At 41.7% G+C, this 12,387-nt stretch carries 11 protein-coding genes; all 11 read left to right on the top strand.

Annotated features, from left to right (window positions below):
* Positions 1-71: 71 nt before the first annotated feature.
* The 11 genes from GPM24_RS15335 to GPM24_RS15385 all read left to right on the top strand — a co-directional run bounded on the left by GPM24_RS15335 (position 72) and on the right by GPM24_RS15385 (position 12,261).
* Entirely contained in the window at positions 72-1,625 is a 1,554-nt protein-coding gene (locus GPM24_RS15335; protein ID WP_158827742.1) for a lipopolysaccharide biosynthesis protein, read from the top strand.
* Between the two features lie 30 nt (positions 1,626-1,655).
* Positions 1,656-3,353 carry a hypothetical protein gene (locus GPM24_RS15340; RefSeq protein WP_158827744.1) on the top strand — a complete coding sequence of 566 codons (1,698 nt, stop codon included), beginning with the start codon at positions 1,656-1,658 and terminating at the stop codon, positions 3,351-3,353.
* Positions 3,354-3,414: 61 nt separating this feature from the next.
* Positions 3,415-4,464: a CgeB family protein gene (locus GPM24_RS15345; protein ID WP_158827746.1), complete on the top strand. Its 1,050-nt coding sequence runs from the start codon at positions 3,415-3,417 to the stop codon at positions 4,462-4,464.
* 140 nt (positions 4,465-4,604) lie between these two features.
* Complete coding sequence (locus tag GPM24_RS15350) at positions 4,605-5,633, top strand: exostosin domain-containing protein (RefSeq protein ID WP_158827748.1); 1,029 nt, start codon at positions 4,605-4,607, stop codon at positions 5,631-5,633.
* Between the two features lie 173 nt (positions 5,634-5,806).
* Complete coding sequence (rfbF, locus tag GPM24_RS15355; RefSeq protein WP_158827750.1) at positions 5,807-6,610, top strand: glucose-1-phosphate cytidylyltransferase; 804 nt, start codon at positions 5,807-5,809, stop codon at positions 6,608-6,610.
* 28 nt (positions 6,611-6,638) lie between these two features.
* Complete coding sequence (locus tag GPM24_RS15360; protein ID WP_158827751.1) at positions 6,639-7,721, top strand: NAD-dependent epimerase/dehydratase family protein; 1,083 nt, start codon at positions 6,639-6,641, stop codon at positions 7,719-7,721.
* A gap of 10 nt (positions 7,722-7,731) precedes the next feature.
* Positions 7,732-8,274: a dTDP-4-dehydrorhamnose 3,5-epimerase gene (gene rfbC / locus GPM24_RS15365; protein ID WP_158827753.1), complete on the top strand. Its 543-nt coding sequence runs from the start codon at positions 7,732-7,734 to the stop codon at positions 8,272-8,274.
* A 39-nt stretch (positions 8,275-8,313) separates the two neighbouring features.
* Positions 8,314-9,633 (top strand): NAD(P)H-dependent oxidoreductase, encoded by a 1,320-nt coding sequence (locus tag GPM24_RS15370; RefSeq protein ID WP_158827755.1) that lies wholly within the window; start codon positions 8,314-8,316, stop codon positions 9,631-9,633.
* Between the two features lie 21 nt (positions 9,634-9,654).
* The gene (locus GPM24_RS15375) at positions 9,655-10,434 is read left to right on the top strand and encodes a DUF5672 family protein (RefSeq protein WP_158827757.1); all 780 of its coding nucleotides are present in this window, start codon (positions 9,655-9,657) and stop codon (positions 10,432-10,434) included.
* A gap of 79 nt (positions 10,435-10,513) precedes the next feature.
* Positions 10,514-11,326, top strand: coding sequence for a DUF5672 family protein (locus tag GPM24_RS15380; RefSeq protein WP_158827759.1), 813 nt, complete (start codon positions 10,514-10,516; stop codon positions 11,324-11,326).
* Positions 11,317-12,261, top strand: a complete 945-nt coding sequence (locus GPM24_RS15385) for a glycosyltransferase family 8 protein (RefSeq protein ID WP_158827761.1) — start codon at positions 11,317-11,319, stop codon at positions 12,259-12,261. The genes GPM24_RS15380 and GPM24_RS15385 overlap by 10 nt, the downstream gene beginning before the upstream one ends.
* Positions 12,262-12,387: the final 126 nt, after the last annotated feature.

The raw sequence follows: 12,387 nt of genomic DNA on the forward strand, positions 1-12,387 counted from the left end.
CTTAACTAAATCGAAATTCCTACTGGTGTTGCCAGTAACAAATTATTTATAGCCTCAACTTATTTATATAAATGTCTATTGCCAAGCGCTTAATATCCGGGAGCATAGCTTCATGGGTTCAAATAGCAATTACTATCATCGCACAAGTAGCACTTTTGCCTATTTATCTTTCCTCTTGGGATATTAAAACTTTTGGATTATGGATAGCCGTTCAGGGTTTGAGCGGGATGATGACGTCATTAGATACCGGGCATCACACTTATCTGAGTTTTGAATTTATACGCTTGGGTCGGGATAAACTTAAGCTTACCAGCTTCTATTTATGGTCGGGCGTATGGGTAGGATTAATTATGGGTTTTTTGCCAATTGTCATAATAATCATAGGCTTGCTTTCGGGTACATATAAATATTTTTTGACTGATAAAGTAGGTGGAAATACCGACCTTGTTTTTCAGGCGGGCATTGTTTTGCTGTTGCAAGCTGCCACATGGTTTATTTGCAGTAGCGTAGGGGGCTTATTTTTGAGGGTGCTAAGTGCATTTGATTATTACGCCAGAATTGCCTGGTGGAATGCAGGGATAGCAGCATTTACCACTATATTGCCGGCGGTAGCAGTGTTTTTTGGCGCAGGATTATTAACCACCGGAATTATACAAGCCATTATAGCAGTAATTGGATTTGGTATGTTAAACATAGATGTTTTCTACCTACTGCGTAAAGAGAAAATTAGTTTCTCAAAAGGCTCGTTAAAATTCGGCTGGAAAAATTTTACCAATTCTCTGGTTCTGTCTGTCAAAAATCTGCTCGAAAACGTTCGTAATGTAGGCTTTCGGGCCATATTGGCGGTGCTAACCAGTGCAGCAAACCTGGTTACCTTTTCCTCTATCCGTACGGGTGCCAACTTTGCCATGCAGGGTTTGCATACCATTACTTACCCGCTTATGCCCGATTTAATCAGGTTTTTGCACCAGCGCGATCAGCAACGCAGCGAAACGGCATTTGGCACCATCTGGATTATTGTAGTGGCTATTATGGCCCCGGCGTTAATTGTACTGCAAATTTTCATAGAACCACTTTTTCATTTATGGACGCGCGGAAAGGTGCCTTTTGATCCGATTTTGTTTGCTGTATTGTCATTAAGCGTCATGGTTTACGCTATTTCACAACCGGCAATAGCGGTTATCACCGGAAACAACCTGCTTAAAATACAATTTAACATATCTGCGCTGGCGGCGTTTGTTGTGGTAGCTGGTTCGGTACTGACGGTGCCCGCCGCAGGTATACTCGGTGCCGGAGTAGTGTTGTTGTTATCAGAAATTGCCTCGGCTATTTGGTATAATCAAACTGCCAAGGTATGGCTGGCAAACAACGGCTTGTTGTGGCCTAAAATGGCTTGGCGCAGTGCACTATTATCTGTTGTGATAACTGCGGCTGGCATGGCTGCCATTATTATGGTTCCAAGCTTCAAATACATTAGCTTGATAGCAACGCTGGTTTTAATGTTTATTAACGCATTTAAATACTGGCAATTTTTACCGCCGCTTGCCCGGCAGCGCACTACCGAAATTTTGAAAAAAAGTCCATTTGTCAAATATTTCATAACCGTTTCATCACCGGTAAGCTAAACAGAAACCAAACTATTGCCATTTTAAATAATGCATAATTACCTAACCCCATTCACATATATGGACGGTGTCATCACTCATCAGCAACCGTATGCTAACGTAAACCAGGCAAGCGTTAAGCAGGTGCCTGCCGCAAATTTTACGGGCGTGCTTGCCAAATGGTCATGGATAGTTTTGCTGATAGCTGCTTTTGTGCAAGTGCTGATATTTACCACGCTGCCTAACGTAGTGGCTGTAGCCAGCGTACTGTTGGCTTGGCAAATTGTTAAAAGAATTTTTCTGAAAAAAGAAATGCTGGAGGCTTTCCCGCTTTCTTCTTTTCTGATTATAGGTTATGCATCTACTCAGTTCTATTTTCCAATTATATTTACGCTTATTGAAGGCAAGCCCTTGGTATTCAATTTAGACTTGCCTTATGACGTTTTTCTGCATTCAACCGTTACCATTGTTGTTTTAGCACTGGCACATTACGTTTACCGTTCATTGCCTTATAAGCATGGCACGCAGTCAAACTCATGGTTGGTTAAGGCCGGTTTGTTTAATATACCATCCGATCTGCAATTATGGATTATGGGTTTTATGGGCATAGGAGCTACCTTCTACGTATACTTATACACGCCGGATATTGGTTGGGAAGTAACCGGATCAGCATCCGATAAAGCAATTCAGGCGCTGATGCCATTTAGTTACATCCCGTTCTTTATTCCTTTTGGCGAAATGTATGGCAAGGATAAGCCAGTAGGCAAAAGCACCGTGCTGTTACTAATTGGCTATACATTGCTGCTGTTTTTAGTAAGTATAGGCCGTAACAGTAGGGGCGGGTTTATGATTGGCTTTACTACTCTAGGCTTTTCTTACATCATGGGACTGATGCTGGGCAAGTATAAGAACAAGATTTTTACCGTTAAAAATGCCATGATTGCGGTATTTGCCGGGTGGTTGCTTACTGGTCCGGTTGCTGATATCGGCACAGCTATGGTACTGGTAAGGGCTCATCGTATGAACATTCCATATGATGAACTGATAGGTTTAACTTTAGATGCTTATGGTGATAAAGAAGCCATCAGACGGTACCGATTGGCCGATATTACTTCAAAGCACGATTGGGACGAGAATTACCTGGATAATATTTTATTAGCACGTTTTTGTAATATCAAATTTAATGATGCCAGTTTAGTGCAGGCGGCCCGCATAGGTGGCCAGGACCCTTACATGGCTACCTTTGTTGAAGATTACATATGGGCTACGCTGCCGCAACCTTTTTTAGATGTGTTTAAAATAAACATCGATAAAAAGATGCTCAAAGGCGTTTCTATGGGCGATTATTTGTATTACCGGGCCGGCGGTCCTAAAGAGGCGCTGGGCGGTTTCAGAACGGGCAGTATGGCCGGTACGGGTATGGCAACCTTTGGCTGGTGGTATATGGTGTTTTTAGGCGTAGGTATGATACCGGTTTTTTTGTTGTTTGACCTGCTGTATTACAAACGAAAAGTTCAGAACCCGTTAACAGGTACCATATACATGCAAGCTACTTTCAGTATATGCGGCATGCTGGGGTTAGACGCCGTATTTAGATACCTTCCTTCAGAAAGCGTGGCCTCAATTGCCATTTTCTTAATACGCGATTTTATACAAGCCATTATATTATACTTAGTTATTTATCATGGTACCAGGATGTTAAATCTGTTAGTTCGTAAGCGCAAGCCTGCTTTGGTGACAAGCAACTAAACATTCGAAATTTTATTTCTATAACAAAATTACAACTCTCTATAACCCAAATCACAATCATATGGCTAATATACTTTACATGGGCGATATCAACCCCGGCTCAACCAGTGCACAGCGCGCTTTAGCTCTTGAGCGTTTGGGGCATACGGTAATAGCTAAAACGCCATATGGTGTTTTTAAAACCCATCGGTTTGAGCCTATACATTACCGTACAGGATACCGCCTGGTGCAGGGGAGTATGTTAAAATGGGTAAAAAGTGTAATTGATAGTTTAACTATTGATATAGATGTGGTTTGGATAGATAGTGGCGAACTGTTGGGCCCTAAGTGCGTAAAGGCTTTGAAAACTTTGGGTTGCCCCGTGCTGCTTTACAACGTAGATGACCCTACAGGTAAACGCGACGGTAGAAAGTTTGATTTGTTGATTAAAGCGATAACACTGTATGATGCAGTTTTTGTGGTTAGAAAAGAAAGCGAGGAAGACTGTAAGCGGTTGGGCGTAAAACAAGTGACACGCGTTTTCAGAAGCTATGATGAAGTGGCCCATAAACCATTTGATAAATTATCTGATATTCCTCCGGCTTTTCGGTCGGACGTGGCCTTCATCGGTACCTGGATGCGGCATGAAAATCGCGAGAAGATATTTTTAGAGTTAATCAAAAACAACATATCGTTTAAGATTTGGGGGCCTCGGTGGGAAAAATCGCCACAATGGGATGTATTAAAGCCTTATTATGGCGGTGGCAGCTTAAGCGGTCGTGAATATGTAGCAGCCATTCAGGGAGCTAAAATTTGCTTGGGCCTGTTATCTAAAGGTAACCGCGACTTGCATACTCAACGTTCACTGGAAGTGCCTTATGCAGCGGGGTTATTCTGTGCCGAACGTACTTCTGAACATCAGGAGTTGTACAAAGAAGGTGTAGAGGCTGTGTTTTGGGCAGATGAAAAAGAATGTGCAGCAGTTTGCAAAAAACTATTAGAGGATAACACCCTTCGCGAGCAGATCCGCTTGTCTGGCATGAAACGAGTTAAAAGTTTGGGGCTGGGAAACGAAGATATTTGCCGTAATATTTTGAACGAAGTATTGGCACCTGTTTTAATGCAAAGTTGACACACAGAAACGCATGAGTAAACGTTTCTATAAACCAGCCAATCTATCTCAATACTTATGTTAGTAAGTAATGCTTATGTTATATGGCATTACTTTCATATATACTGTTTAAAACCTACAACCATCACACCATTTCAAATATGGACATACCTAAGTTCGAACAACATGCAACCAAAGTATTTATTACCTCGGCTTACGGTGACCCTGAACCTATTTCTTCTTTCTTAAAAATAGCCGCTCAAGATAAAATTCAACAATATCAGATTGTTGGTGATCCAGAAGAGGCAACTATTATACTCTTCATCGAAAATTCCAGATATCATTCAGATTACTTTTATAGAAAGCTAAAGAACAATAGTCTGGTAAAAAAATATCCCGAAAAGGTATACATGTACAATCCGCATGATAAGCCTTGGCTGGTGTTGCCGGGCTTATACGCTTCGATGCCTAAGCAGTTTTTTAATAAAGCTTTTATGGCTGCAGTACCTTATATCGAGAGTATCAATCCTTATATTACCTATCAAAAATTTACAGAATTTAAATATCTGTTCTCGTTCCTGGGAAGCCCAAATTCTCCACCCAGACGGAAAATTTTGCAGTTGCATCATGATCAAGCGTTTTTAAAACCGTCGCTTAATAATATGTTTGGCAGTGCCGATTTGAAAGACGTAAAACTACAGTATGCCGAGTTATTAAGCAGTAGTAAGTTTGTACTATGTCCGCGTGGAGCCGGTACATCTTCCTTTCGCATTTTTGAAACTATGCAAGCTGGAAGAGTACCCGTTATTATATCAGATAACTGGGTAGCGCCTAATGGTCCTGCCTGGGAATCATTTGCCATATTCGTACCAGAAAGCGATGTGGAGCTCATCCCTGAAATATTGAAAGCAGAGGAAGTGGTTTGGGAAATTAAATCTCAAAAAAGCCGCGAAGCCTGGGAAACTTTTTTTGCACCTGATGTTATCTTTAACTACATGATCAGCAATCTCTTAATGCTGGAAAAAAGTCATGCAAATTCAGATTTATTGATACATGTTTTTCATACTATTCCTTATCTAAAATATGTTTTCAGAGCGCTATGTATTCAAAATGTTAAGCGCATATTGAAACACACAAAAGATTTAATTTTAAATAGAAAGCAGGTAACCAAGCTTAAAGAGCTTGCCTGAAATTGACTATTACACCATCAGCAAACTCGGGAGGAATGCTGAGTAGTAGAAAATATATGCCGACGCTAGCTTTTAGCAGGCTTTTGTTTGTACTTGCCTTACAACCATTTGTTGTAGGGCTTTCTAAGGGTAATTAAACATAAACACACACACACACAACTAATTTTTAATTTATGAAAGCAGTAATTCTTGCGGGAGGCTTAGGCACAAGAATCAGCGAAGAAAGCGGCGTGAGGCCGAAACCCATGGTGGATATCGCTGGTAAGCCCATTTTGTGGCATATCATGAAAATTTATTCGTACTACGGTATCAACGATTTTGTTATCTGTACCGGTTACAAAGCACATATTATTAAAGAGTATTTTGCAAACTATTGTTTAAATAACTCGGATGTGACGTTTGACATGGCCAGCAACACCGTTAACGTTCACCGAAACGATACCGAGCCTTGGAAGGTTACCGTGGTAAACACCGGGCATAACACCATGACAGGCGGCCGCTTAAAACGCATTAAAGATTACGTTGGCGATGAAACCTTTTGCATGACTTACGGCGACGGTTTAAGCGATGTAAATATTGAAGAGCTTGTCCAATTTCATAAACAACAAGGAACCCTGGCTACGCTTACGGCAGTGCAACAACCGGGCAGGTTTGGTGCGTTTAACCTGGCAGCAGGCGAAAATCGGGTTAACCATTTTCACGAAAAACCCAAAGCCGCAGATATGCCTTGGATAAATGGTGGTTATTTTGTATTAGAGCCTAAGGTGTTTGATTATATAACCGGCGATGACGTTATGTGGGAGCATGAGCCGTTAGAATACCTGGCACAGCACGAAGAGTTATCAGCCTATCGCCACACCGGCTTTTGGCAACCGATGGATACCCTAAGAGACAAAACTTTGCTGGAAGAAATGTGGCAAACAGGCAAAGCACCTTGGTACCATATGGTTACATCACCGGCTAAAGTTTTATCATAAATTATATAAACCTCAAAACCATCACACAATGAAGATTTTAATTACAGGAAACATGGGCTATGTTGGCCCCGGCGTGGTAAGTCAGCTGCGCGAAACATATCCGGATGCTATATTAGTGGGCTATGATATGGCTTACTTTGGTTCTTGCTTAACTGATGCTACTATATTTCCGGAAAGCAAACTGGATATGCAACTCTTTGGCGATGTAAGAACCATGCCCGAAGAAGTGTTGCAAGGCGTAGATGTAGTTATACATTTGGCCGCCATATCAAACGATCCTATGGGTACCCGGTATGAAAACATCACTATGGATGTTAACTATCGGTCAACTATCAGTATTGCCAAAATGGCTAAAGCTGCTGGTGCACGGGCTTTCATCTTTGCGTCTAGCTGCAGCATGTACGGCGCTGCCGAGGATCGCCCTAAAACAGAGGAGTCTGCCGTTAACCCGCTAACAGCTTATGCTCGTTCAAAAGTGGCATCAGAACAAGAACTTAAACCACTGGCCGATGAAGATTTTACAGTTACCTGCCTGCGCTTTGCTACAGCCTGCGGCATGAGCAACCGCTTACGTTTAGATCTGGTATTGAACGACTTTGTTGCCGGAGCGGTTATATCAAAACAAATAGGCATATTGAGTGATGGCAGCCCATGGCGTCCGCTTATTCACGTAAAAGATATGGCTCGGGCAATTGACTGGGCCGTGGACCGGGATGCAGACAACGGCGGTCAGTTTTTAGCGGTTAATGCCGGTTGCGACGAATGGAACTACCAGGTAAGTGAAATAGCCGATACTGTAGCAGAAATTATTCCGGGTACTACCGTTTCATTAAATCCAAATGCTCCGCCAGACAAGCGTTCTTACCGGGTTGACTTCAGCCTGTTTAAATCGCTTGCACCTCATCATCAGCCGCTTTATACGCTTAGGCAAGCAATAAAGGAATTAAGAGACGGGTTGGTTGCGATGAACTTTACCGACAACGACTTTAGAAATTCATTGCTTATTCGTTTAAAAGTGTTAACCAAACTACAAGATCAGCACTTAATTAACGAAGAGCTGGAATGGACTTTTAAATCAAGCCAGCAAACTTTAACCGCCGTAACCTTATAATCACACTACTATGATTTTTACTGAAACCAAGCTAAAAGGTGCCTTTATTATAGACGTAAAACGCATTGAAGACGAGCGCGGCTTTTTTGGTCGCTCTTACTGCAAAAACGAGTTTGATGAGTACGGTTTAAACACCAACGTTGTTCAAACGAACGTAAGCTTTAACAAAATACGCGGCACGCTGCGTGGTATGCACATGCAAACGTCGCCTTTTGGTGAAACCAAGCTGGTGAGATGTACAAGGGGCGGTATTTATGATGTCATTGTAGATCTGCGTCCGGATTCAGAAACCTTTAAAGAGTGGATAGGCGTTGAGCTAACTGCCGATAGTTTTCGTATGCTGTATGTACCCGAGGGTTTTGCCCATGGCTTTTTAACCTTGGAAGACAATACAGCGGTCACCTACCAGGTAACGCAGTTTTACACCGCCTCGGCCGAGCAAGCTTACCGTTGGGATGATCCGGCATTCAATATCGAATGGCCTTTTGAGCCGGCATTGGTATCTGGCAAAGATCAGGCACATGCACCGTTTGAAGATCAAATATCTGCATAAGGCATTATTAAACTTTTTACACACTTAAACTTATTACACATGATTATAGTTGACACCGCGTTAGCTAAACGCGAAGCTGAAAATAATCCAATAAAAGTGGCTATGATTGGCGCCGGTTTTATGGCGAAAGGCATAGCTATCCAAATTTGCAATTATGTACCCGGTATGGAACTGGTTGCTATTTCTAACCGTAACCTAGAGAAAGCTAAATATGCTTATGAGCAGGCTGGTATACTAGAGGTACAGCAGGTGAGTGACCTGTCACAACTGGAAGAGAACATACGCGACGGCAGATGCAGCATTACCGATGACCCGATGCTGCTTTGCCAGGCAGACGGCATTGACGCCATTATTGAAGTAACTGGTGCCGTAGAGTTTGGCGTAAATGTGGCCTTAACTGCCATTGAAAACAAAAAGCATTTAATTATGATGAATGCTGAAGTTGACGGAACGGTTGGCCCAATATTAAAAGTTTATGCCGATAAAGCCGGTGTAGTGTATACCAATGCCGATGGCGACCAGCCGGGCGTGGAAATGAATTTGTATCGCTTTGTAAAATCGTTAGGTGTAAAGCCGGTACTGTGCGGCAATATTAAAGGTTTGCATGATCCTTACCGCAACCCAACTACGCAAGAAGGCTTTGCAAAAAAATGGGGACAAAACCCAGCCATGGTTTCTTCATTTGCCGATGGTAGCAAAATATCATTTGAGCAGGCCATTGTAGCCAATGGCACCGGTATGCGTGTTGCAAAACGCGGTATGCTGGGCCCATCTGTACCAACCGGAACGCCACTCAAAGAAATTGTAAGCCAGTATCCGCTGGAAGAATTACTAAACGGTCCTGGCATTGTTGACTATGTGGTTGGTGCCGAACCCGGTCCGGGTGTATTTGTGCTGGGTACGCATGACCATCCGGTACAACAGCATTATTTGAATTTGTATAAGTTGGGCGAGGGGCCGTTGTACTTGTTTTACACGCCTTATCACTTATGTCATTTTGAAGTGCCACTTACGGTTGCCCGCGCGGTACTGTTTAATGATGCCGCTTTAACACCTAAAGACAGGCCTTATGTAGAAGTGGTAGCAACAGCTAAAAGAGATTTAAAAGCCGGAGATGTGATTGACGGCATTGGCCATTACATGACCTATGGCTTATGTGAAAACGCCGACACGGCCGAATCGGAAAACTTGCTGCCAATGGGTATAGCCGAAGATTGCATACTTAAACGCGATGTTGCTAAAGACCAAGTGCTTACTTATGATGATGTGATACTGCCCGTAGGCAGAACTGTTGATCGTTTAAGAAGCGAGCAGCGGGTGCATTTTAAAGTTAGTGATAGTTTGGTTGTGGAGAACTAAGCTGTTAAAAATCTTTAGCTTATGAAAAAGTCACTAGTAACGGTGGTAATACCCATCCATTTAAGTGAACCCAGTGAGCTTGAAAAAATTTCGTTAGCACAAACCCTTGCTGTACTGCACAAGTACACCATTACCTTTATGGCGCCTTATGGTTTAGACATTAGCTGGTACGAAGATTTTTGCTTCGGGAAAGCCGAAATAGCTGTGGAGCGCTTTGATTGGAAAGGGTATGAAGCCTACAGTGTATTGCAAAGCAATTATGTTTTTTATAAACGTTTTTTAAACTACAAATACATATTGATTTGCCACTTAGACGCTTTTGTTTTTAGAGACGAGTTAGAAAAATGGTGCAATTTAGGATATGACTATATCGGATCGGTGATATATAATCCTGTTTTCCAACTGAAAAACACTTTGGTAAGAAGGATAACAGGATTCACCAGTCCTGAATATTTTGGAAATGGCGGCTTCAGTCTAAAAAGGGTAGCCACATTTTACCGGATTGCATTTAAGTACAGGGCCTACATACGTTTATACCATAAGATCAGAAAAATACAAAAGAACCCATTTTACGATGACCTCTTTTTTACACAGCACTTTCCTAAGTTATCATCAACGTTTAAAATAGGACCTAAGCACCTTGCCCAGCATTTTGGTGCGGCTTATGAACATTGGCCCGAACAAGATCTGCCGTTCAACAATCAGCAAAATGATAATTTGCCTTTTGGAACGCACGGCTGGATTCAACACCATCGAGATTTTTGGTTGCCATGTATTCGCAGGTACGGTTACCCTGTTTAACACTCGTTTTTATACTGTAAAAGCAAGCTAACAATATTTTCAACTCAGCTGTATCTAAAAACCTGAATTGAAGTTGATTATGCAAAATAAACTTGTTACTGTTGTGATTCCAATCCATTTGGAAGAACCACCCGAATTGGAAAAAATATCGTTAGCACAGACTTTGTCTGTGCTACACAATTTTCCAATTACCTTTATGGCTACAGCCAATCTGGACACATCTTGGTATGAAAACTTTTGCCGTGGAAAAGCTGTAATAACTTTTGAGCGGTTTGACTGGAAAGGCCATGGCCCTTTTGGCGAATTGATGACCAGCCATTTGTTTTATAAGCGCTTTCTCAATTACCAATATATGCTTATTTGTCACCTGGACGCGTTTGTGTTCAGGAATGAGTTAGAAAAATGGTGCGATTTGGGATACGATTACATTGGTTCGGTTATTTACAACACCTTTTGGCATGGCCGCGACGGTATTATCCATAAACTGGCCGGTTTTAAATATCCGGAATACTTTGGTAACGGCGGGTTTGCGCTGAAAAAAGTGAGTACTTTTTACAGGATTACATTTGAGCACAGGCGATACATCGCTTTTTTTCATTGGGTGCGAAAATTGCGAAAGCAAGGGTTTTTAAACGACCTTTTTTTCTGCCAGCATTTTCCTAAACTGTCTTCATCATTCAGTATGCCGCCAAAACATATTGCCCAGCAGTTCGGTGCGGCTTATGAAAACTGGCCAGAAACGGATTTACCTTTTAACAACCGGCAAACTAATAGTTTGCCATTTGGTATTCACGGATGGATTCAATACCAATTTGATTTTTGGAAGCCGGTGATTAGTCGTTACAAGTATCAGTTGGATGATGTAAATAAGGAGTTAACCCCATGGACTTAGGCATCTCGTTCGATCAAAATTATCTTACGCCCTTTTATGCACTCATAACATCTATTTTTCTGAACAATCCGGATAGTGAATTTCATATTCATACCATAGTTACCGGCGTAAGCGAAAGTGATAAGAAAGACATGAAAGATTATGTAGAGCAGCACAACTCGACAATATTCTTTTATGAAATATCACCGGAGAGTATAGCGCGTTTAAGTAAAACCTCACATGCTTACCTCACTGTGGCCGCTTATTACCGAATGTTTTTTCCGGCACTAGTACCATCAACTGTTCAGAAAATTTTATACCTGGATACCGACATCATAGTAATTGGTAACCTTGCCGAATTGTATAATACTAACCTCAACGGCTACCCAGCAGCAGCCGTTGCGGAAGTAAATGCAACGCCCAGCCGGCCAGATTTAGGTATACATGAAATCGGCTCTTATTTCAACTCGGGTGTAATGCTCATGAATGTTCCGGAATGGAAGGCGCAAAATGTAACAGAAAGGGCCATTCAGTTTGTGCAGGATTTTCCGGAAAAAATTGTTTGGATGGATCAGGATGCATTGAATGTAGTGTTGATGAATAACTATGTAAAGCTGCATCCTAAGTATAATGTTATACCCTTTGATATTCCTTTGTATTTACCCAAAATTAAGTACCGCGAATTTTTGAGTAGTAAAGTGATTATCCATTACACCTTAAAAGAGCATAAGCCATGGGTAATGTTTAGTGTTAACAAATTTAAATTTTTATATTACTATTATTTGCGACGTTCGCCAATAGGCAGCGGGAGGGAAAGTAAGCATACCCAAATCACAAACAAGCTGGCTAAAAAAATTGCCAAAGTAAGAGTAGCAAGACTCATACTTAAATATCCTAAAGTAGCAGGCATTATCAGTGTTTTAGCTCACATTGATTTTAGCGAGTGGCTGTTTTGATAGATTTATTAAATCATATTGCAGTCAATCGGTGTAAGTGATTAGTTGCCGGCAAGCAACCACGTGTTTTAAGGCGCTGTTATGATTGATGCTCATGGGTAAGGACAAGTTACAAACCACAACATT

Source organism: Mucilaginibacter lacusdianchii, assembly GCF_009770985.1.
In the GTDB taxonomy this organism is placed as follows: domain Bacteria; phylum Bacteroidota; class Bacteroidia; order Sphingobacteriales; family Sphingobacteriaceae; genus Mucilaginibacter; species Mucilaginibacter lacusdianchii.